The organism is Luteibacter sp. KNZ12-1A, assembly GCF_056755675.1.
This window is the reverse complement of the sequence record NZ_JBPGXU010000041.1, coordinates 10973-32014: the sequence shown is the minus strand read 5'-3', so window position 1 is coordinate 32014 and position 21042 is coordinate 10973. Positions and strand designations below refer to the sequence as shown.

The window sequence follows — 21042 nt, the reverse complement described above, 5'->3', positions numbered from 1 at the left end:
TTGCAGGTCCGCCGGCGCGACCGCCGGTGCCTGCACGGCCGGATTGTCGGTGCTGGCGACCGGTGCGGAAACGGTCGGCTTCACCGTGGCGTCCGGCAACGGGACGGCGTCCAGTTCGGCGGTGGCCTCCACGGCGGGCGCGCGGACCGTCTCGACCGCCACCTTCGGCGGTACGGGCCGGGCATCGAGCGTGAGATCGGGCTTCGGCGCGGACGGTTCCGGGGAAACGTCGGGAAGTGGCGTGTCCTGCGGCGTCGGCGGAGCGGACGACTCCTCCACCTCCGGCCGTGGCACCGTGGCGAGCGTCACCGCCGTGGTCGGCACGGGGGCGGTGTGCTCCGACGTGAGGGTGGGCGGTGTCGGCGTGACCGCCATCTGCGCGGCGGGCGTCTCGGGAATGGCCAGCGACGCCGGCGGCGGCATCGGTGCCAGGCCTTCGGCCTGGGCCTTGCGTACCGGCTCCGGCTGGAAACGTGGGGGGACGACCTGTGGCTTGGGCGTATCGACGGCGAGATCCGGTGGCGCCTGCGCGGGCACGGGTACCTTCTGGAGTTCGGGCTGCGCCGGCGGCGCCTTCGGTTGGGTCAGCGGCCGTTCGATCGTCGCCGTCACGCTCGGCGGCGGCGCGCTGAGTTTCACGTCGGGCCTTGCCTGCGGCGGCGGAGGCGCCACAGGCACGGCAATGGCGGGAAGCGCCTTTTGCGTCGAAGCGACCGACGCGGCGTGTGAACCGCTCGACGCCCGGCTGGCCTTGGATCGCGAGGTGGACCAGCGCGTCTTCACCACCGGGGCCTTCGAAGGCGTGCCACGCACGGGAGGCAGCGGCGGTGGCGGCTTGTCGATCAGCCGCACCTGCAAGGCGTTGGTGTCTTCCGGTTCCGGTGGTGGTGGCAAGAGTTCGTAGGCCGGACCGAGGATCATGCCGAACAGGAACATCAGGTGGACGAGGATCGTACCGACCCAGCCAGCGATGCGAAGAAGACGGTCGCGCGGCTTTTGACGCAGGCGGCGCCGGTAGACGAGCGCGTTCATGGCCGCCTCGCGGGGCGAGACGGGCAAGGAGTTCGCGGCGACCTGGCGATCGCTGTCCGGCAGGAAATGCTTCGGCATGGACCGCTAGTGTCCATGCTGCGTTACAAAGGCACAATCGCCACCTTCGCGCGGCTCACCTGCCGAAGCGGCGTTCGCGCTCGGCGTTCTCCTGGTCCATCGCCTTGATCGGGATGTCCGTGGCGCAACCCTGCGGCAGGGGCTTGTCGGCGCGGAACGCGGCGATGCATTCGGCTTCCGTCGGCGGCGCGGGCTGGTCGGGGAGGTCTTTCACGGCGGGATTGGCCGGCGCCATGTTGAGGCGCACGTCGCCATCCTTCTTGGATGCCTTCGATGGATCTTCGCCGCCACAGCCCACCGGGAGCACGAAGAACACGGTGGCGCACTTGATCCGCGTGCCGTGGCCGAGATCGATCGTCTTCTTCACCGTGGTGGATTCGATGGCCCGGCGCAGGCCCTTGTTGAGCACGTTCTCGTCGCGCGGCGCCCAGTCCTTTTCGAAACGGGTTTCCTTGTAGGTCACCGTGGTCTTGTGCGACATGATCGTGGTGTCGTCGGTCGGCTTGCGCGCCACGAAATCCGCCTGCGTCGTGGTGCCCTGCTGTTTCGGCATGACGATGGAACCGTCGGCACCGAAAAGAGCGGGTGCGGGCGATGGGGCGGCCGGCGGCGCGGGCGTGCTTTCCGCGGGCGGCTGTTCGGGCGCGGGCTCCTTGCGCCGGGGTGGTTCGGGTCGCGTCGCCTCGGGCGAGCGAACCTTCGGCGGAGGTTCGGCGACCGGTGGCGGAGGCGGCACGTCGGCCACCGGTGGCGCGGGGTGAGCCGGTTCGATGAAGCGCACTTCGAGCACGTCGTCACGATCGACCGGCGGCACGAAACCGGCGAGCAGTCTCGGCTGCATCTCGTAGCGCACCACCATCACGATGAAGACGTGCAGGACGAGTGCCACGACCATCGCCAGCACACGCCGCAGGCGGTCGCGTGGCGGTGGCCGCCTGCCGATGGCGTGCAGCGCCGACAGCGTCGCGGCATCGATCGGTTGCAGCCCACGCGGGCGCGCGGCGTCCTCCGGCTCCAGACGGTGGGGTTCGATGAAGGGCGGTGGCGCCTTGCCGGGGTATTGCACGCGTGCGAGGGTCCCTTTGGCCTCGTGGAGAAAGTCGAACAGCTTAGCGGCGATCCGCTAAACGCAGCGTAAGGCCTGGCCCTCAGACCGTGGGCACCCCGGAAGATTCCCGACGCCACTTGATTCCGGGGCGGGGAAGGAGAAGGCTTGGGTCCGGGCCCTGCCCCGAATCACCGCCATGCCGTCCGGGACACCCGGACACACCGAAGGAGGGACGCATCGTGTCGCCATCCACGGAACACATCCGCAGCCTGGCCCTTGCCGGCCACGCCGGAGCCGGCAAGACCACCTTGTTCGAAGCGATGCTCCACGCCGGCGGCGCGCTGACCGGCATAGGCAGCGTCGAACGTGGCAGTACCGTTTCCGACACCGATCCGATGGAGAAGGCCCGCGGTCATTCGATCGACGCGTCCATCGCCTCCATCGAGCGCAACGGCTATCGCATCCACCTGCTCGATACGCCCGGTTATGCCGACTTCCGTGGCCCCGCCCTGGCCGCGCTCGCCGCCGCCGACACCGTCGCGATCGTCGTCAATGCCGCGAATGGCATCGAGCATGGCACGCGCTCGATGATGGCCCATGCGAAGCAACGCGGCATCGCCCGCATCGTCATCGTGAACCGCATCGATGCGGATGGCGTGGACCTCGCCGCGCTGGTCGACGACCTGCGCGAGGAGTTCGGCAACGAATGCCTCCCCCTCAATCTTCCCGCGTCGAAGGGACATTCCGTCCGCGACGCCTTCTTCCAGACCGCGGGCGACACCGATTTTTCCTCCCCCGGCGAAGCTCACCGGCGAATCATCGACCAGGTCGTGGAGATCGACGACGAGGTGATGGAACACTACCTGGAAGCCGGCGAATCCGCCTTGTCGGCGGCGGAGATCCGCGCCGCGCTCGAACATTGCCTTCGTGACGGGCATCTCGTGCCCATCGTGTTCACCAGCGCTCGCGACGGCGTCGGTGTCGTCGAGTTACTGGACCTGGTCGAAAGGATCCTGCCCTGCCCCAGCGAGACGAACCCGCCCCCGTTCCTGGACGCGAACGACAAACCCTTCGACGTGACCGCCGATCCGGCACGCCATGTCATCGCCGACGTGTTCAAGATCGTCAACGATCCCTTCGTCGGCAAGCTCGGTGTCTTCCGTGTATGGCAAGGCTGCGTGCGCAAGGACTCGTCGCTGTTCGTCGACGACGGGCGCAAGCCGTTCAAGGTGGCCCACCTGTTTCGCCTGAAAGGCCGCGAACACGTCGAGATCGACGAAGCGTTGCCGGGAGACATCGCGGCCGTGGCCAAGATCGACGATATCCACTTCGACGCCGTGCTGCACGATGCGTCGGACGAAGGACGCATCCACCTCGAACCGGCCGCCTTTCCCGCGCCGATGTACGGCCTTGCCGTGGAGCCCGCGCACAAGGGCCAGGAACAGAAGCTGTCGCAGGCCCTGGGCAAGCTGGCGGAGGAAGATCCCTGCTTTCGCGTGGAGCATCACAAGGAACTCAACGAGACCGTGGTGCGGGGTCTTTCCGACCTGCACCTGAAACTCATGCTCGAAAGGATGAAGGCGCGCTACGACGTCGATGTCATCACGCATCCACCGCGCATCGCGTATCGCGAAACCATCGGTGCGGCGGCGGAAGGCCACCACCGCCACAAGAAACAGACCGGCGGCGCGGGCCAGTTCGGCGAGGTGTTCCTGCGCGTGGAACCGCTGGATCGTGGCGCGGGTTTCGTCTTCGACGACCAGACCAAGGGTGGCGTCATACCGGGGCAGTTCATGCCAGCGATCGAGAAAGGCGTCCGCCAGGCCTTGGATCATGGCGCGATCGCGGGATATCCCATCCAGGATGTTCGCGTGATCGTCTACGACGGCAAGCACCATCCGGTGGATTCCAAGGAGGTCGCCTTCATCAGCGCAGGCCGCAAGGCCTTCCTCGATGCCGTCTCCCGCGCGCGGCCGCTGGTACTGGAACCGCTGGTGGACCTGGAGGTGTCGATTCCCGATCACTACGTGGGCGACGTGACCGGCGGCCTCGCCTCGCGACGGGCGCAGATCATGGGCACCGATTCGCTACGCGGCAGCGAGACGCTGATCAAGGCCCGCGTGCCGCTGGCGGAACTCGTCGACTACCCGAGCCAGCTCAAGGCCATGACCGGAGGCCAGGGGCGCTATGCGATGGCCTTCAGTCACTACGACACCGTTCCGCCGGGGGTGCAGAAGAAGCTGGCCGAGGCGTGGAAGCCGAAGGTGGAGGAGGACTGAGCCTGGCCCGGGAACTGGGACGGGCTGAATCGCCGACAGGCCGTCTTGCGCTTCGGCTTCAACATGGTGCCGATGCACTTGGACGAACCGCAGCGGCAGCCCCAAACCTTCTTCAACCGCGCCGTATGCGGCATGTCGAGCGTGATGCCGTAGTCGTAGGTGAGTTCCTCACCCGGCGCGATATCGCGAATGGCCTCGATCAGCACGCGGTCGTTCTTCGACGGCTTGCCTTCCACGGCTTCCTCGATCAGCGCCTGGCAGTTCGGATCGCAGCTGTGGTTGATCCAGCGCGCGGTGTTGCCATGGCTGTTGCCGTCGACGATGAAGCGTTCGTTGAGGGTGAACAGGAAGGTATGCCCGGTTTCACCGCCGTCCCCGTAACGCTTGTCGGCCTGCGCATGGGTGATGCGGTCGCCCTTGTATTCGATGATCTCTTCGCCGGCCTTGATCGGGGCGGTGGCGAAGACGCCGTTTCCGTGGATGGGCGAACGTCGTGCGGCGATGCGTCGGGTCATGGGGAAATCGAAGTCTCGGAGATAATCGCTGATGATGCCTGCTCGCCAGCCGCTTGGGAACCGCGTTTGAAACGCACGTCTCGCGCGCACGGCCCGGGCGGCGCTACCATCGAACAGCTGTTCGACTCCCCTTGCCGGAAGCCCAGGGAATGATCTCGATCGTCCGCCGTCCTTTCATCCGTTCCGCCCTGCTCGCTTGCGTGGCCCTGCTGGCCGCTTGCGGGCCCGCCAGGAAAAGCGTGTTTCCGCCCTCCGTCACCCTCCAGGAGGTCACGGCCAAGCCCGGCGGGGTGTGGCACATGACCTTGCGCATACGCAACAACAGCTACGGCGGAATGTCCTTCGAGACCTTCCAGGGCACGCTGCGCGTCGGTGAACTCGGCGGCGTGCTGCTCGACGCGAAGATCGACCAGGACATTCCCTCGTTCGCCGCCGACGTCGCGACGATCGACCTGTTGCCGACCGCCGAGATGTCGAAGGCTCTCGCCGAACTGGCCGCCAAGGGCAGTTCCGGCGCCCTCCCCTACAGCATCGATGGCCGGGTCAGCGCCACTCCGGAGAAGGAAGACGCGTCGCGATCCTTCCCCGTCCACGGCAAGAACTGGCTTTCGCCCGTGCCGGGCATCCCCGATACCTACCGCTCGCCCTGACCCAGGATCATCCGCATGACGATTTACAAAGCACCCCTCGACGACATGCGCTTCGCGCTCTACGACGTGCTCGGCGCCGAAGCCGTGCTCGCTCGCCTCGAGGGTGGCGAAGGGCATACGCGCGACCTGCTCGATGCCGTGCTCGATGAAGCGGCCCGGTTCAACGAACAGGTACTGGCGCCGTTGAACGCACCGGGCGACGAGGAAGGTTGCCATTTCGACAAGGCCACGCGCACCGTCACCACGCCGAAGGGGTTCAAGGAAGCCTATCGGCAGTACGCGGAGGGCGGCTGGGCCGGCCTCACCGCGCACGAGAAGTTCGGTGGGCAGGCGTTGCCCGCCGTCCTCGGCACGCTGACCAAGGAAATGATCGACTCGGCGAACCTCGCCTGGGGCATCTATCCCCTGCTCTCCCACGGTGCCACCAGCGCCCTGGAGCATCACGGGGACGAGTGGCAGCAGGAGGTCTTCCTCAAGCCCCTCGTCGACGGCCGCTGGACCGGCACCATGTGCCTCACCGAACCGCAGGCGGGTTCCGACCTCGGCCTGCTGAAGACGCGCGCCGAACCGAACGCCGATGGCAGCTACCGTGTCACCGGCACCAAGATCTTCATCAGCGCCGGCGAGCACGATTTCGCCGAGAACATCGTCCATCTCGTGCTCGCGCGCTTGCCGGATGCGCCCGAGGGCAGTCGCGGCATCTCGATGCTGGTCGTGCCGAAGTTCAAGGTGAACAAGGACGGCTCCATGGGCGAGCGCAATGCCGTCGCCGCCGGTGCCATCGAACACAAGATGGGCATCAAGGGCTCCGCCACCTGCGTGATGAATTTCGACGAGGCGGAAGGCTGGCTGGTCGGCCCGGCACACAAGGGCCTCGTGGCGATGTTCACCATGATGAACGCGGCACGCCTGGCCGTCGGCATCCAGGGCCTCGGCCTGGCCGAGCGCGCTTTGCAGAACAGCCTCGCCTATGCGCGCGAGCGACTGCAGATGCGTGCGTTGTCGGGACCGAAGCTGCCGGAGAAACCGGCCGATCCGCTCACCGCGCATCCGGATGTGCGCCGCATGCTGCTGACCCAGCGCGCCTTCGTCGAAGCCGGACGCGTGCTCGCCACTTACGCGGCCTTGCAGAGCGACATCGAGGCTCGCGACACCGATCCCCAGGCGCGCAAGGCGGCCGGCGAGCTGCTGTCCTTCCTCATCCCGATCGCCAAGGGCCTGCTCACCGAGGCCGCCCAGGAATGCACCAAGGAGGCGCTGCAGATCTTCGGTGGCCACGGCTACATCGCCGAGCACGGCATGGAGCAGTTCGTCCGCGACGCCCGCATCATCACGCTCTACGAGGGCACCACGCAGATCCAGGCGCTGGACCTGCTCGGCCGGAAGATCATGCAACTGCAGGGTGCCGGCCTGAAGCATTTCCTCGGCGAGATCTCCGCGTTCTGCCAGGCGAACCAGGCCAACGAGGACATCAAGGCCTTCGTCGGGCCGTTGGCCGTGGCGACCAAGGCCTGGGGCGACCTGACCCAGGCCATCGCGCAGAGCGCACAGGCCAATCCGGAGGAACTCGGCGCCGCCGCCGTCGACTACCTGTACTTCTCCGGCTACGTGACCCTTGCCTACTTCTGGGCGAAGAGCGTGCTGGCCGCAGGTGGCTCCGCCCTTTCCGCCGGCGCGAAGCAAGCCAAGCGCGACACCGCGACGTTCTACTTCACCCGCATCCTGCCGCGTATCCACGTGCACAAGGCCGCGATCGAGGCGGGCGTGGCGACACTGCCCGAGGTTCTTTGACCGCACCGCCCGCTGACCGGACTGGTGGGAGCCGACTCTGTCGGCGATCCCACGGCAGCGGGCGAGTCAGGAGCAAGCACCCATCGCCGATGAATCGGCTCCCACAAAGGCACGCCTACAACCTCGCGGGGCTTTCCCCCGCATCCGTGAAGGTGTAGAAAAAGGTTTCCGCCCGGACCTTTCGCCACGACGGTGCCAGATACGATGAGCGACGCCACGTTCCTGATACGTCTCGCCGAGAGCGACGACGACGAGTTCATCCTTGGCCTGGTCCCGCGTTTCGTCGACTTCCCCCTGCCTAACGGGCGCAGCCGCAGCGATTGCCTGAAGGGCATCGAGGCGGACCTGGTGAAGCACCTCGACGAGCAACCTTCGAACAGCTACATCTTCGTCGCCGAGAACGAGGACGGCGAACCCGTGGGATTCGTGCACCTCCAGAAGACGAAGGACTTCTTCACCCATCGCGACAACTGCCACATCTCGGACATCGCGGTCGCCGAGGCCTACGAGGGTGCCGGGGCCGGCAAGTTCCTGCTCGACCATGCCTACGCCTGGGCCAAGGAACATCGCTGCCAGTTCGTGACGCTGGCGGTCTTTCCCGGCAACGAGCGCGCCCGTGACATGTACATGAAACACGGTTTCGACACCGACCTCATGCGCATGGCGAAACCCGTTCGCTGACGAAACACCCAACCCTGGTGGGAGCCGACCCTGTCGGCGATGCCGCAGCGGCAAGCCAGGTCGGCTCCCACCAAGGATTTCCTGCCCACAAAAAAAGGGCCGCCCGAAGGCGGCCCTCTCCGATCGATCCGAACGAGAGCCGGTCAGGCCTTCGCGGTGGTCTCTTCCAGGCGCTCGCGCGCATCCAGGCGAGCCGCCATGCGATCGATGTTGGCCAGCGACACGAGATGCGCGTAGATCCAGCCCAGTGCGCCTTCGCGCAGGAACTCGTGGGCGGTCTTCTCGTCGAGGCTGCGAAGCTTTTCCTCGTTGATCACGAAGAGGCCGTTGAGGTTGATGCCCTTGCCTTCCTTCTGCAGCGTGATGGTGCGCGGCTCGAGCAGGCCGTGCTCGCGCAGCTTGCCCATGAACCACTGCGTGCGCGCGACGTGGTCCTGGAACTCGCCCAGGAAGTTCACGGCATTGGTCAGGGCCGGCGCGTCGGTGCCGTCTTCATTGAAGAGGCGCTCGCCCTCGCTGTCGTTGAAGCCTTCATAGGCCTCGTCGAGGAAGACGGTGAAGTCGTCGCCCTCGGCACCGGCCGGCTTCTCGGCCAGCACGAACGGGTAACGTCGGACGAAAGCCGGCACATAGATGCCCTGCTCCCAGAAACCGTTATCGCCGACCAGCAGGTTCTCGCCCTGGCGCAAGCCGAGCAAGGCCATGGGGCCCGCCTCTTCCATCGTGTTTCCGGCGAACAGGATCGGGAAATCGCGCGCGGCCGGCGCGAACTCCACGCCCGTCAGCGGCACGGAGTGCGCGGTGGCGGCGAAACGGATGTTGTTCACGGCCTTCAGACGCAGGTCGCGGTGGGCGGTACGGTTCAGGGGAACCGGACGCTCGTAGAAAAGCACTTCTGCCACTGTGTAACCCTCATGGACCCGCCGGACCTGGGAAGCCACCCCGGCCCCCCTTCCAAACCCGTCGGGCGCTCGAATGCGAACGCCCACTATAACAGCGGTCAATGACAGGAAAAGCCCCCGCAAGAAGCGTACCGGGGGGTGCTTTTCTGTCGCAATTATCGGCTATGCTCGGGTCGAAGGCCTTGCGAGGCCGAGGATCGGATGGTCGATCCGCACGGAGTTCGGCTTGCTGGAACGCTCTTTCGCTTATGTGAAGGACGAGACACGATGACGATGGAAGTGCTCCAAGAGGACCTGCCGAGGGTTTCCGCGCTGCATGCGACGCGGGTGCTTTCCCTCGATGCGGCGGGTCGCATCCTGGACTGGATCAGTTGGCAGGATGCGGTCTGCCTCTATGTACGCGGCGTGGTGGCCTGGACCCTGGGCGACCCCTGCGTCACCGTCCATGGCGGCATCAACCGGACCAGCGGCCTGCGCAGCAGCCTGGAACTCCACCCGATCGTGGCCAGCACGGGCCACTGCCGCGAACACGCGATCGATCCCGCCCCCGCCCTCACCAACACCGCCCTCTTCGCCCGCGACCGGCACATCTGCCTCTATTGCGGCCACCAGTACACGCGTCACGAACTGACCCGCGACCACGTGGTGCCGTTGTCCAAGAAGGGTGCCGACGAGTGGGAGAACGTGGTCAGCGCCTGCCTGGCCTGCAACCTGCGCAAGAGCAACCGGACCCCACAGCAGGCCAACATGCCCCTGCTGGCCGTGCCCTACCGTCCGAGCTGGGTCGAACACCTGATCCTGTCCAACCGCAATATCCTGGCCGACCAGATGGAATTCCTGGTCAGCCACCTGCCACGGGACCGGCGTCCGGCCTGAGCCGGGCCCAAACCGCCCGCAAGGATTCACGCCTCGTCCCTTGCCCCGGCCCCGCCGGAGGCGAACAATAGGCGGATGAACGACCTCTCCCGCTACCCTTATCTGGCGCAGATCGATTCGCCGGAGGACCTCCGGCGCTTTCCGGTGGACGAACTGCCGGCGATCGCCGATGAATTGCGCCGCTACCTGATCGAGGCCGTGGCCTCGTCGGGTGGTCATTTCGGTGCGGGCCTGGGCGTGGTCGAACTCACCGTCGCCCTGCACCACGTGTTCGAGACCCCGCGCGACCGCCTGGTCTGGGACGTCGGCCACCAGTGCTATCCGCACAAGATCCTCACCGGCCGGCGCGACCGGATCACCACGATCAAGAAGAAGGACGGGCTCGCCCCCTTCCCCCGCCGCGAAGAGAGCGAGTACGACACCTTCGGCGTGGGCCACTCGTCCACCTCGATCTCCGCCGCGCTGGGCATGGCCCTGGCGCTACAGCGCCGTGGCGACCCGCGCAAGGTGGTCGCCGTGATCGGCGACGGCGCGATGACCGCCGGCATGGCCTTCGAGGCGCTCAACCACGGCGGCGACGTCGAGCCGAACATGCTGGTGATCCTCAACGACAACGGCATGTCGATCAGCGAAAACGTCGGCGCGATGACCAAGATGATGGCCCGCGCGATGTCCAGCCGCACGCTCAATGCATGGCGCGAACGGGCCAAGAAGGCGATGCCGCGCGAATCCTTCTTCGGCCGCTTCTTCAAGCGCTGGGAAGAACACGCCAAGGGCATGTTCGTGCCGTCCACGCTGTTCGAGGAACTGGGCTTTCACTACACCGGCCCCATCGACGGCCACAACATGGCCCAGCTGGTGAACGCGCTGGAGACGGTGAAGGCCCTGCCCGGCCCGCAGCTGATCCACGTGATGACCACCAAGGGCAAGGGCTACGAGCCGGCCGAGAAGGCGCAGATCGAATACCACGCGGTGGGACCGTTCGACCCGGTCGCCGGCCTGGTCAAGAAGGGTGCACCGGCCAAGCCGACCTATACCGATATCTTCAGCGACTGGCTCTGCGACATGGCGGCGGCCGACGAGCGCCTGCTCGGCATCACCCCGGCGATGCGCGAAGGCTCGGGGCTGGTCCGGTTCTCGAAGGAATACCCTCAGCGCTATTTCGACGTGGCGATCGCCGAGCAGCATGCGGTGACGCTGGCGGCGGGCATGGCCGTTGAGGGAGCGAAACCGGTGGTGGCGATCTACTCCACCTTCCTGCAGCGCGCCTACGACCAGGCCATCCACGACGTGGCCTTGCAGAACCTGGACGTCACCTTCGCCATCGATCGCGCGGGCGTGGTCGGCCCCGACGGCGCCACGCATTCGGGCAGCTTCGATCTCTCGTTCATGCGCTGCCTGCCGAACATGGTGATCATGGCGCCGGCCGACGAGAACGAATGCCGCACCATGCTCAGCACCGGCTTCCACTACAACGGCCCGGCCGCGGTGCGCTATCCGCGCGGCACCGGCCCCGGGACGAAGCTGGCCGAGACGCTGGAAACCTATCCGATCGGCAAGGCCGAGGTGCGCCGCCGCGGCCACCACGGCCTGGCGATCCTGTCGTTCGGCACGATGCTCGCCCCCGCCGCCATCATTGCCGCGGAAGTCGACGCCACGCTGGTGAACATGCGCTTCGTGAAGCCACTGGACGAGGAGCTGATCCTCGAACTCGCGCGCTCGCACAAGGCCTTCGTCACCATCGAGGACAACGCCATCGCCGGCGGCGCCGGCGCGGCCGTGGCCGAATGCCTGGCGGCGCACGGCGTCACGTTGCCGATCCAGCACCTTGGTCTTCCGGACGTCTATCTGGAACACGGCAGCCGCGAGGAAGTGCTGACCATGGCCGGCCTGGACCTGCCGCAGATCCGTCATGCGATCCGCGGGCGGTTTCCGCAGTTCGTGGATGCGCCGGTGGCTAGCGCGGGGTGACCCGCGCCTTAGTTTGGGAACACCGGCAATGCAAGCAGCGGCGTATCGTCGGTCTTCCAGATATCGACTTCGTAGGGAATCTTGTTTCGATCCACGAATAACGACGCGAGTGCGTGCACGCCGTCCAGATCGGTGAAATCGACGTCGGCGATCAATTCGCCATGATCGCGACCCGCCTGCCGCTGAAGGACGAAGCCGCTCCTGATGCCTTCATCGTCCAGGTTCTCGACGCGCACGTCGTCCATCCAGGCCGCGCTCGGGCGAGCCAGCCCCCCTTTTCGCATCAGATACGCCAGCAGGGAGCGCTCTTCTGGTGTCAGTGGCCTCATGCCCTTAGCCCCGATGTTGAAGCAAGGGCAAAGTGACCAAGCGAGAAAAATCGACTTTCCAAAGACCCACTTCGCAGGGACGATCGTTCATATCGACGTATAGCGACGCCAATACCTTGACGCCGTCACTATCGTCGAACTCGACCTCACTCAACAAATGGCCGTGGCCCTGATTCACTGGCTCGACGATGACGTAACTTCCCATACCTCCATCGTCCAGGTCGTCCACCTTGACGCCGACCAACCATGGTTCGGTCGGCCGCCCTACGCCACCCTCTTCCATCAGGTAACTCAAGAGCGAACGCTCGGCTGGAGTGAGATCTCTCATGGTGAAGTCGTCGTCTCGCACGCGAGTGCGTACATCCGCTGGCCATCGTGATGCTGGATAACAATTTCGCGGATCATCTCGACCGCTTGATGTGAGCTAATCGCCGCAGAGGTATCCACGATCATGTCGTTGTCGGGGACCAGATCCGTGCCGCGCATGTGAAATCCCTCGACACCCAGCACACGCACATTACGTACCAGCAAGACACCCAATGCCTGCAGCAGGGATTCATAGTCGAGCAGCAGCATGCCGAATCGATCGATCCCTTCAATACCCTCTTCAGGCAAGAGTTGCTTCAGTCCCACGGCGCGATCCAGTTAGGGTCATTTCGATTGGATACTTAAACGACATCCCCGGTGACATCGTTCCTTGGATCGGAAGACGTTCGAGGCGTCGAAGGCACGAGCCAGGGCAGCGGGGTATGACTTGTCGGGATCGATCGTCTCTGGAGAAGTTGTTTGAGCGCACTGTTAGCTCCACGAAAGCCCGATCAAGAGGAACACATCGAAAATGGCGAAGACAACAATGCAACGACATGTAGTCTGAAGCGCTCTCCCAAAACCACCCCTCGGCGCCGGACGGTCCTGAAAAATCATGCGAATGGCCATTTTTATGCGCCGATAATCAATCCATTCGGTGGATTCGATCATGCGAGGGTCGCTACTAAGCACCATCATACTCGCCAGATGCATCGTCAAGATCAAACTTATCGCAAGTGAGTACGCGGCCCAGAACCGGATAGACTTCCCATGCGGATCGAGCTGGCAGATGTCGCACTGCCCCGGCACCGATCCATCGGCGAAGGCGATGTAAACCGCGCCGCAGTATCCGAAGAACATAAGGACCGTTAAAACTCGGAGCAGACCTCGCAAGACACGCAGGCCCGGCGTGGGAACACTATGAAAACCGAGAAGTGCGCGATTGGTGTAGCGCTCGTGCGCCGCCCCTCGAACACCGCGAGGCCCCATTTCTGGTACGGCCTTCTCCATCCCCGCCGTGAATGCCATGGAGACGATACGTGTGAGTATTCCCAGGGCTACGATCGCCAAGAAATAGAGTTTGAACATTGCCCCCCCTCAAGGTCTCAACACGTCAGAAGAGTCGGTTGTTCTCGGGCTGGATTCCCATGAGTTCTCGGATCTCCTGATCCTTCATGTATTCGGCTTGCGCTTCTTCCATCTTCTGCTGCTCAAGATCCATGGATACCTCACCACCCCAGACAGACTCGCCCGCACCGGCGCCAGCAATCACTGAAACGCTCAGCTTCCCGCCTTGGTTATACATTACTTCTACACCACCCCCGATAACTTCATACCCTGCCATATGACCAATGTAGCTAAACCGGGAAGGTGCTGTGTCTGGCGAAAAATCAATCGACACGACCTCTGTCTTGACGTTGAGCGAAGCCTCGTATGCGAACTTCCATCCAGCGCTCTCGACGCTGACTGAGTCGCCTCCATTGTACAAACTCTTATTTGCAGAAATGCCTGCACCTCGCGCACCCAGGTTGGCCGAAGCGCTTATCTCGGTCTTGTCTGCACGATCTTTTATTAAGCCAGTGATAGCAACCATGACTCTATTGCCAGCATCGACGATGTTTTTCCTGATCAACTTGAGGTCACCAAGAAGTCTCGGCGATCGACCATCGGGATCAACGAATAGATATGGATTATCGTTGGCATATGTGTATCTGGAAAAGTTATCAAGATTACCAGCAATGGGTGCCTTTGGATCCGTACTTATAAAACGGCCAACTCCCGGATCCATATACCGACCCTGCATATAAACAAGCGCAGTTTCCACATCATCGACATGCCCTGCATACCCAGGACCCGATGAGGATTGACCAAGCACAACAGAGCCGAATGGACGGTAATCGGATTCGGAGACAGGACTGCCATCGGAGTCGGAAGCAGCGAGTACAGTACCTTGAGGATCGGTGTAGTAGTAGGTTATTGCCTTAGCTGATATGGCACTGTGAGACATCAAAACACAAGCTACGGCGAACAAACTCCGCGCCCAAGCCGGCAGCCACATATAGGCGTATGCCTTGGGTACATTAGTCATAAACATCACCTCCAGTGACCCAAGCAGAACAACCCACCGCATTGCAAACTCGTACCTGATAGCTGTGATACGGCAATGTGCCGGGCGTCCCACCTTCCATCAAAAATGACAATGTTGTTGACGGCAACCCTTGAGCCTTTATCTGCTGCACCGTCACGTCGAAGATGTCGAACGACGTGGCCAGGGGCGTAGCGTTCCATGTAAGGGTCAAAGTCTCGCGCTTCACGTTGACGATGTGGTCATGGAGAAGGACATTCATAGGACTCGGTGGCACGAGCGCGACCGTCACGGTGACCTGATTGCTCCACGGCCCACATCCGCCCGCGTTGCACGCCTGCACCGCATAGACGTACGTGCCGTTCGCCTTGCCACTGAGGTTCCAGATGCCGGCCTGCGTATTGCCGAGCTGACCCATCCGGCGCCGTTCGCGTTCTCGAACACGTTGTACGAAGTCGCTCCCGCCACGCCATTCCAGCCGATCGCGTAGCTGCCGTTGTTGCTGGTGCCACCGCCATTGATAGCCGGCGCCGACGCCGGCGGCACCGTGATGCCCACCGCATAGTCAGAAAGACGCATAGACATAGCCACTCCACGGTGAGCATCCACTGGCGTTACATGCCCTGACTCGCATGCTGATCTGGCCTATCACCTCGCCCGTTTCCTCGATGAAAATCGACGAAGGTGTCGTACCCGCGTCTTGGTAGTCGGTTCCAATTCCCGGAATGTTCCGTTCGATCTGATAGTTCGTGGTGGTGGCGACCGCGTTCCAATGGATCTCGTACTGACGTTTGTAGCCAGGCCCTGTCCGCCCGCCGGATACGCCGGATGGCGTGGTGGGAGGTAGTGCCACGGTGACGACGGCCTGACCGCTCCAGGGGCCGCATCCCCCTGCGTTGCACGCCTGCACGGCGTAGTAATAGGTGCCATTCTGCTTGCCACTCAGGCTCCAGGCGCCGCCTCCCGTATTGCCGATCAGCGCCCAGCCCCCTCCGTTGACGTTCTCGAACACGTTGTACGACGTGGCGCTGGCTACACCACCCCAGCTAATCGTGTAGGCACCGTTGATACTGGTGCCGCCCCCCGCTATTCCCGGTGCGGCTGTTGGTGGCAAGGTAATGCCCACCGCATTGCTCAACCGATAGCCGCTGCATCCGCTGCTGTTGCAGGCCTGCACCTGGTACTGGTACGTGCCGCTGGCCGGCGTGCCGAACGCCGCGCTGGTGGCCGCGCCGTCGTACACCGTGGTCCAGGCCCCGCCGTTGACCTGCTGGATGACCACGTAACGCGTCGCCGTCGCGCTCGCCGCCCAGCTCAACGTCACCGGTCCGGCGACCGGGGCCGAGGCGCTGGCGCTGCCCGGCACCGGCGGTGGCAGGAGCACGCTGACGGTCCAGGTCGGCCCGAACGGCGCGCAGCCGCCCGAGGCGCACGCCTGCACCTGATAGCCATACGTCCCCGTGGCGCGACCCGTGCTCGACCAGCTCGTCGCCGTCGAGGCCGAGACCGTCGTCCACGCACCGCCGTTGACGCTTTCCCGCAGCGTGTAGGACGTCGCGCCGGCGATCGGCTGCCAGCTCATCGCGACGCTGCCGTTGGCGCTGCTGCCCGCACCGCTCAGCGTGACATACGGTCCGGCCACCAACGGCGTGAAGCCGAAGCTCTGGAACCAGGCGATACCCTCCTGCACCGGCTCGAACTGCACCCGGCGCCTATTGCCCAGCAGGAGCGCGGACGGCGTCGCGATCGTCACCGCCGCGTGCTGGCCCGGGGCGATCTCCGGGATGCCCTGGCGGGTGACGTCGAACTGCACGGCGTTGCCCGCCGCGTCGATCAGATGATTGCCCAGGTTCACCGGATGCGGCGCGGCCGAGGCCAAGGTCACCGTGCCGTTGTTGGCGATGTCCACCGTGGTCAGCACGCTCTGCCCGTCCGCCGACAGCGAGGGCGCGGCGGTGATCGTCAGGGTCACGTTGACCTGCTCGCGGCTCAAGCCGGTGACGTTGTTGCAGAGGTTGCCGGTGCCGGCCGTGGGGCAGGCCGAGTACGGGCCGGCGTCCACGGTGGTGTTGTTCGGCCAGTCCTGGAACCAGCCCACGCCGGCCTGCAGCAGGCTGAAGCGGATGCGCTTGCCGGTGCCCAGCACCGCGGGCGCGGCGACATGCAGGGTGATCGTGCCGTGGCCGCCGACCGGGATGTCCGCCGCCAGGTTCACCCCCGCTTCCGGCTGGGTCGCGGCGCCGGCGCTGTCCAGCAGGTGATACCCCATCTGCACCGGGTACTGGCTGTTGGCCGTGAGCGGCCGCGTGCCGTTGTTGGCGATGTCCAGGGTCACGTCGATGGTCGTGCCGTCGAGCGAGAGGCGCGGCACGCCGACGATCGCCAGCGCCGTCCTGACCTGGGCGGGTTTGAGGATGTCGATGTTCTCGGTCGCCTTGGCGACCAGCTTCTTGCCCAGGTAGACGTACGCGCTGCCCAGCCGCGTGGCCGGATCCAGCTCCCACATCAGCTGCCCGGCGCTGTTGTACGCGTAGTAGGTGGTGCCCGCCGGGGTGACCCTCTTCACCCGGCGGCCGGCCGCGTCGTAGGTGTACTCGCCCTTGCCCGGGATCGCCGTCAAGCGGTTGGCCAGGTCGAAGGTGAGCCCCTGCCCGTCCTTGTTCACCGTGTTGCCGCGCGCGTCGTAGACGAAGGCATGCACCGTGGTCGCGCCATTGACGATCGCGGTCAGCCGGTTGCTACCGTCGTAGGCGTAAGTGTTCGTGCCGCTGCCGTTGCTCAGGCTGCGGATGTTGTTCAAGGTGTCGTAGGTGTAGCTCTCCGTGCCCCACAGGTTGCTCGCCGTGGCCGAGAGCAGGCGGTTCAGGCCGTCGTAGCCCATCCCCTTGGTCCGCTGGCCGTTGGCCCGGTCGAGGATCTGGCTGACGTTGCCGTTGCCGTCGTAGGTGAAATCCTCGCTGACATTCAGCGTGGCGCCCTGGCCGTAGGTGAAGTTGCTCAGCAGGTTGCGCGCGTTCTTCTGCGCCAGGTAGCTGCGGCCGTTGCCCAGCGTGTACGAGCGCACGTCGCCGTCGGCGAAGTAGGCGATGCCGTTGGCGTAGCCGCCCACCGTGGTCGGCCGGCCCAGCGCGTCGGGGTTGTAGGCCATCACCTCGCCGTCCGGGTACAGCACGGTGCTCAACGCCCCGTTGGGGTCGTAGCCGTAGCCCAGCGCCCAGCGCCAGCCATCCACCGCCAGCACCTCGGCGGTGAGCAGGCCCAGCTTGTTGCGGCCGAAGGTCCAGCCCACCGTGCCCGAGGTGGCCGTGGCCGGGTTGCCCAGGGCGTCGTAGGTGAAGGTGCTGGGCGCGGTGCCGGTGGGATAGACCACCGAGGTGACCCGGTTCATCGCATCGTAGGCGCGCACCGTCCGGGCCGTCTCGGCGACCTGGTCCTGGCCGCAGCCGGCACCGTTGAACGACGCGCCGGACACACTCCAGGCCAGGTTGTCGGCCCCGTCGTAAGCCAGGATCTCGCTGCCGGACTCCGGCTCCCACGTGCGGCACAGGCGATGCTCGCTGTCGTAGGTCATGGTCTTGGTGACCGACTGGCCGGCGCCGCCCTGGGTGATCGACAGCGGGTTGCCATAGACATCGCGGGCGATGGTCTGCACCACGTTCTCCGGCGCCTGCACGCTGACCACGTTGTCGTAGGCGGGCTGGTCGAAGACCTGGTACCAGGTGGTGGTGACGTTGCCCTTCGGATCGGTCACGCGCTTGGCCGCGCCGGACAGGTACTGCGTGGTGGTGGTCAGGTTGCCCAGCTCGGAACTCTGCGTGGAGCTCGTCGGCCGGCCCAGCGCGTCGTAGCCGGTCGCCACGCCGGCGACGATGTTGGGCAGGTCCACCGCGCCGTCGACCGGGTAGGACGCGAACACCTTGCGCCCCTTCCAGTCGTAGTCGGTGCGCGAGGACACGTAGAAGGCCTGGTCGCTGGCCCGTGCCGAGCCGGACATCACCGGACGCAGCATCGCGTCGAAGTCGGTGCGCTGGAACCGGTCGCCCTGGTAGACGATCCGCACCCAGTGGTTGCCGTTGACCCCGCGCGCGGGGCCCACGTAGCTGTACTGGAAGGTCTTCGGCGCCCAGGCCACCGCGTCGCCGGCCGGGTAGTCGATCCGGGCCAGGCGGCCGATCGCGTCGTAGCCGTAACTCGTGGTCGCGCCGGCCTGGTTGGTGATCGCGGCGATCTGCCCGAAGTCGTCCACGCTGAGCGTTTGCGAGGTGGCGTCCGGGTAGCCGATCACCTGCGGGATGCCGCGCTTGTAGTTGCCCAGCGTGGTGGTCTTGCCGTTGCCGTCGGTGAAACTGGCCAGCTGGCCCTGCGCGTTGAAGGTGTAGCCCATCACCTTGCGGCCGAACCGGTAGCGCTCGGACAACGTCAGGCTCGCTGGGTCGTAGACGTTGCGGCTGACTTCCTCACCCGCTTGGTTGTTAGCCGTGTAGTTGTAGGTTCTCAACGGGAGACCGAGTACCCAACGCGCGGTATCGTTCAAGAAATCCGTTCGTTCGTCTACGAGCACCTGCCCTGGCACATCGTTCGAACGCCGGGTACGAACCGCTTGCGCGAAAACGTCGAATTCAGCCACCTCCGAAGTGAAGGTATTGCCGTCCTGCACGCGCACATGCTTGCGCACCGGCATCCAACGTTCCGTTTGATCGGTATTGACGCGCTTCTGCAATTCCTCGCCGACGAAGGGAGGGAACGGACCCTGTGTCGGCTCGGCATATTCATCCCATTCCGTAAGAACGGACGTGCCTCCCGCCGCACCCGCATACAAGGTCGTGCTGAGTAGCCGGCTTTCTGTCTTGTCAGCGCGATTGCTGAAAACCGAGCGTGTCGTGTTCCCGTCAGGCGCTATCGTGTCGGTCCACACGGTGGACTGGCAACCCGATGAACAGTCTTGCTCCCAACTTTCGTTGCTCGGGGAGAGTTGGAAGTCCCAGCGCCTGGCAGGCATGCCGGCGCCTGTAAATGTCTTGGAGACGATCGAAGTGACGTACCACGCGTTGGGCATCAATGCCGAGCCACTGTCGGGATCGCCGACCATGCCACCGAAGCAATTCTTGGTGACGTACGAGCGGCCACGGCGCGTGGGCTTGACCACGAACGTACCCGTCAAACCCGAAGGATGGGTGATCGTCCCCGTAAACTCCTGCACGTTCGTCGGCGGACTCAGGACGCTGCATGAACTCGAATTGCTGTTGACGAAATTGGGGCCGGAGTGTGCCGATATAGCCGCCATGTTGAACTGCCATGACGAACCATCCGGTTGAGTAATCGACGTAAGGGTCGGAATGCCGAAATCGCCGATCGTATAGTTATACGTCCAGGTTCGCGGACTGGCCGATCCGGCTTGCACGGTGATCGTATGCACACGCCGCGTATTCGCGTCGTACGCGAAATTCACTTTTCTTCCGTCGCTTGCATCGATGGCGGTCAGTTTTCCGGCGTCGTAACTGTAGTTGACCCAGTTACCGAAACGATCGGTCACGCGAGTCACCAGCATCGAGGCTTCCTGCCTGTAGAGGTCGTCCTGTTCAGCGGCCGCCATGGGACTGAACACGGCATCGGAACCCGACGCGCGAAGCGACGTGCTGAAGGTATCGATGGGGCGCGACAAGATGGCGGCCCATCGCGTGGCGAGGTAATCGAAGCGGTACTGCGTACCATCGGGAGACACCACCAGGAAGGCTTCGCGGGTGCTGTCGTTCACGGCCTGGGCAAGGCAACCCACCTGCCAGTTCTGTTTGGTGATCGCCGGAAACACGCTGCTCCCGACTTGCGGGGTCACCGTGTAATAGCTACTCCGAGCCAATAGGTCCTGCGAACCGGCGCCGGGAACGACCAGCTGGTAGCCATGCCACCAGTCTTGAGGCTGCCATGAGTGGCGATAGGCGTCGCCGGGCACCCCGTTGACCCCGGGAGGCGGACCGAAATGGGTGCAAATCTGTTTCGGATATTGTCCGAGTACCATCCAACCCTGCACATTCTGCTGGGTCGCGGCGATGGTGGTGATGCGTGGCACCTCCATGTCCCAGTCGCCGAACGCATTGTCCTTGAGGCGGTCGAGATCGCCATAGTTTTCGATCTGGAAGGTGCGATTGATCTGGATCGAAGGGCCCGTACCGCTGAGCGAAATATCGGTACTGGAGAAGCTCAGGCGTCCGTCATACAAACTGACGTTTTCGCCGAACGGTGTTTCGCCCAGGGGCTGGATATCCTCGTTGACCCGGATCAGCTTCCGGTATTCCTCTTCGGGCGTGGTGTTGCTTGCCTGCGCTGATGCATCAGCCGCATACACGGCCGCAACAAGTGCAAGCCACCCCGACCAGTAGGCCATCGACTTCGACATGTTCCATGTTCCCCAGCGCGCGCAAGCGGAGGCGCCGGCCAGTCAATGACCAACGCAACGACAGGATTTCAGAAGGCGAACGTCGGGATACACGCTGACGGAAT

General features: G+C 64.5%; 15 protein-coding genes and 2 pseudogenes. 6 read left to right on the top strand and 11 right to left on the bottom strand.

Annotated features, from left to right (window positions below; all coding sequences use genetic code 11):
- Both ACR9ZJ_RS10450 and ACR9ZJ_RS10445 read right to left on the bottom strand, forming a co-directional pair.
- Positions 1–1110 (bottom strand): annotated as a pseudogene (locus ACR9ZJ_RS10450) (hypothetical protein); the annotation flags it as partial.
- A 55-nt stretch (positions 1111–1165) separates the two neighbouring features.
- Complete coding sequence (locus tag ACR9ZJ_RS10445) at positions 1166–2176, bottom strand: hypothetical protein (RefSeq protein ID WP_481287719.1); 1011 nt, start codon at positions 2174–2176, stop codon at positions 1166–1168.
- Positions 2177–2397: 221 nt separating this feature from the next.
- Between ACR9ZJ_RS10445 and fusA the strand changes: the two genes are divergently transcribed.
- Positions 2398–4437, top strand: coding sequence for an elongation factor G (gene fusA / locus ACR9ZJ_RS10440; RefSeq protein ID WP_481287718.1), 2040 nt, complete (start codon positions 2398–2400; stop codon positions 4435–4437).
- 47 nt (positions 4438–4484) lie between these two features.
- On the opposite strand, the pseudogene ACR9ZJ_RS10435 reads toward fusA, so the two are convergent.
- Positions 4485–4952 (bottom strand): annotated as a pseudogene (locus ACR9ZJ_RS10435) (SET domain-containing protein); the annotation flags it as partial.
- A 149-nt stretch (positions 4953–5101) separates the two neighbouring features.
- Here ACR9ZJ_RS10435 and ACR9ZJ_RS10430 point away from each other — a divergent pair.
- The 3 genes from ACR9ZJ_RS10430 to ACR9ZJ_RS10420 all read left to right on the top strand — a co-directional run bounded on the left by ACR9ZJ_RS10430 (position 5102) and on the right by ACR9ZJ_RS10420 (position 8074).
- Complete coding sequence (locus ACR9ZJ_RS10430; RefSeq protein ID WP_481279465.1) at positions 5102–5602, top strand: hypothetical protein; 501 nt, start codon at positions 5102–5104, stop codon at positions 5600–5602.
- A gap of 15 nt (positions 5603–5617) precedes the next feature.
- Positions 5618–7393 carry an acyl-CoA dehydrogenase C-terminal domain-containing protein gene (locus ACR9ZJ_RS10425; protein ID WP_481287717.1) on the top strand — a complete coding sequence of 592 codons (1776 nt, stop codon included), beginning with the start codon at positions 5618–5620 and terminating at the stop codon, positions 7391–7393.
- Between the two features lie 204 nt (positions 7394–7597).
- The gene (locus tag ACR9ZJ_RS10420; RefSeq protein WP_481279463.1) at positions 7598–8074 is read left to right on the top strand and encodes a GNAT family N-acetyltransferase; all 477 of its coding nucleotides are present in this window, start codon (positions 7598–7600) and stop codon (positions 8072–8074) included.
- Positions 8075–8217: 143 nt separating this feature from the next.
- On the opposite strand, the gene ACR9ZJ_RS10415 is transcribed toward ACR9ZJ_RS10420, so the two are convergent.
- Entirely contained in the window at positions 8218–8976 is a 759-nt protein-coding gene (locus ACR9ZJ_RS10415) for a SapC family protein (protein WP_481279462.1), read from the bottom strand.
- 273 nt (positions 8977–9249) lie between these two features.
- Here ACR9ZJ_RS10415 and ACR9ZJ_RS10410 point away from each other — a divergent pair, with 273 nt between their 5' ends.
- Complete coding sequence (locus tag ACR9ZJ_RS10410) at positions 9250–9852, top strand: HNH endonuclease (protein ID WP_426285494.1); 603 nt, start codon at positions 9250–9252, stop codon at positions 9850–9852.
- A gap of 75 nt (positions 9853–9927) precedes the next feature.
- Complete coding sequence (dxs, locus tag ACR9ZJ_RS10405) at positions 9928–11823, top strand: 1-deoxy-D-xylulose-5-phosphate synthase (protein WP_481287716.1); 1896 nt, start codon at positions 9928–9930, stop codon at positions 11821–11823.
- Between the two features lie 8 nt (positions 11824–11831).
- Here dxs and ACR9ZJ_RS10400 read toward each other — a convergent pair whose 3' ends face one another.
- From ACR9ZJ_RS10400 to ACR9ZJ_RS10370, 7 genes are all read right to left on the bottom strand, one after another.
- Entirely contained in the window at positions 11832–12152 is a 321-nt protein-coding gene (locus ACR9ZJ_RS10400) for a DUF6984 family protein (protein ID WP_481287715.1), read from the bottom strand.
- Between the two features lie 4 nt (positions 12153–12156).
- Complete coding sequence (locus tag ACR9ZJ_RS10395) at positions 12157–12480, bottom strand: DUF6984 family protein (protein ID WP_481287714.1); 324 nt, start codon at positions 12478–12480, stop codon at positions 12157–12159.
- Positions 12477–12785 carry a hypothetical protein gene (locus tag ACR9ZJ_RS10390; protein WP_481287713.1) on the bottom strand — a complete coding sequence of 103 codons (309 nt, stop codon included), beginning with the start codon at positions 12783–12785 and terminating at the stop codon, positions 12477–12479. The genes ACR9ZJ_RS10395 and ACR9ZJ_RS10390 overlap by 4 nt, the downstream gene beginning before the upstream one ends.
- Before the next feature lie 165 nt (positions 12786–12950).
- Complete coding sequence (locus tag ACR9ZJ_RS10385) at positions 12951–13547, bottom strand: hypothetical protein (protein ID WP_481287712.1); 597 nt, start codon at positions 13545–13547, stop codon at positions 12951–12953.
- 25 nt (positions 13548–13572) lie between these two features.
- Positions 13573–14547, bottom strand: coding sequence for an RHS repeat domain-containing protein (locus tag ACR9ZJ_RS10380; protein ID WP_481287711.1), 975 nt, complete (start codon positions 14545–14547; stop codon positions 13573–13575).
- Positions 14540–14962, bottom strand: coding sequence for a hypothetical protein (locus ACR9ZJ_RS10375; RefSeq protein ID WP_481287710.1), 423 nt, complete (start codon positions 14960–14962; stop codon positions 14540–14542). The genes ACR9ZJ_RS10380 and ACR9ZJ_RS10375 overlap by 8 nt, the downstream gene beginning before the upstream one ends.
- Before the next feature lie 147 nt (positions 14963–15109).
- On the bottom strand, positions 15110–20938 hold the full coding sequence (locus tag ACR9ZJ_RS10370) for a hypothetical protein (RefSeq protein ID WP_481287709.1): 5829 nt from the start codon (positions 20936–20938) through the stop codon (positions 15110–15112).
- Positions 20939–21042 lie beyond the last annotated feature (104 nt).

Bases quoted from the DNA above. Each gene is read 5' to 3' on its own strand.
- ACR9ZJ_RS10430 (WP_481279465.1), top strand. From the start codon at position 5,102: ATGATCTCGATCGTCCGCCGTCCTTTCATCCGTTCCGCCCTGCTCGCT.
- ACR9ZJ_RS10425 (WP_481287717.1), top strand. From the start codon at position 5,618: ATGACGATTTACAAAGCACCCCTCGACGACATGCGCTTCGCGCTCTAC.
- ACR9ZJ_RS10420 (WP_481279463.1), top strand. From the start codon at position 7,598: ATGAGCGACGCCACGTTCCTGATACGTCTCGCCGAGAGCGACGACGAC.
- ACR9ZJ_RS10410 (WP_426285494.1), top strand. From the start codon at position 9,250: ATGGAAGTGCTCCAAGAGGACCTGCCGAGGGTTTCCGCGCTGCATGCG.
- dxs (WP_481287716.1), top strand. From the start codon at position 9,928: ATGAACGACCTCTCCCGCTACCCTTATCTGGCGCAGATCGATTCGCCG.
- ACR9ZJ_RS10400 (WP_481287715.1), bottom strand. From the start codon at position 12,152: ATGAGGCCACTGACACCAGAAGAGCGCTCCCTGCTGGCGTATCTGATG.
- ACR9ZJ_RS10395 (WP_481287714.1), bottom strand. From the start codon at position 12,480: ATGAGAGATCTCACTCCAGCCGAGCGTTCGCTCTTGAGTTACCTGATG.
- ACR9ZJ_RS10385 (WP_481287712.1), bottom strand. From the start codon at position 13,547: ATGTTCAAACTCTATTTCTTGGCGATCGTAGCCCTGGGAATACTCACA.
- ACR9ZJ_RS10380 (WP_481287711.1), bottom strand. From the start codon at position 14,547: ATGACTAATGTACCCAAGGCATACGCCTATATGTGGCTGCCGGCTTGG.
- ACR9ZJ_RS10375 (WP_481287710.1), bottom strand. From the start codon at position 14,962: ATGGGTCAGCTCGGCAATACGCAGGCCGGCATCTGGAACCTCAGTGGC.
- ACR9ZJ_RS10370 (WP_481287709.1), bottom strand. From the start codon at position 20,938: ATGTCGAAGTCGATGGCCTACTGGTCGGGGTGGCTTGCACTTGTTGCG.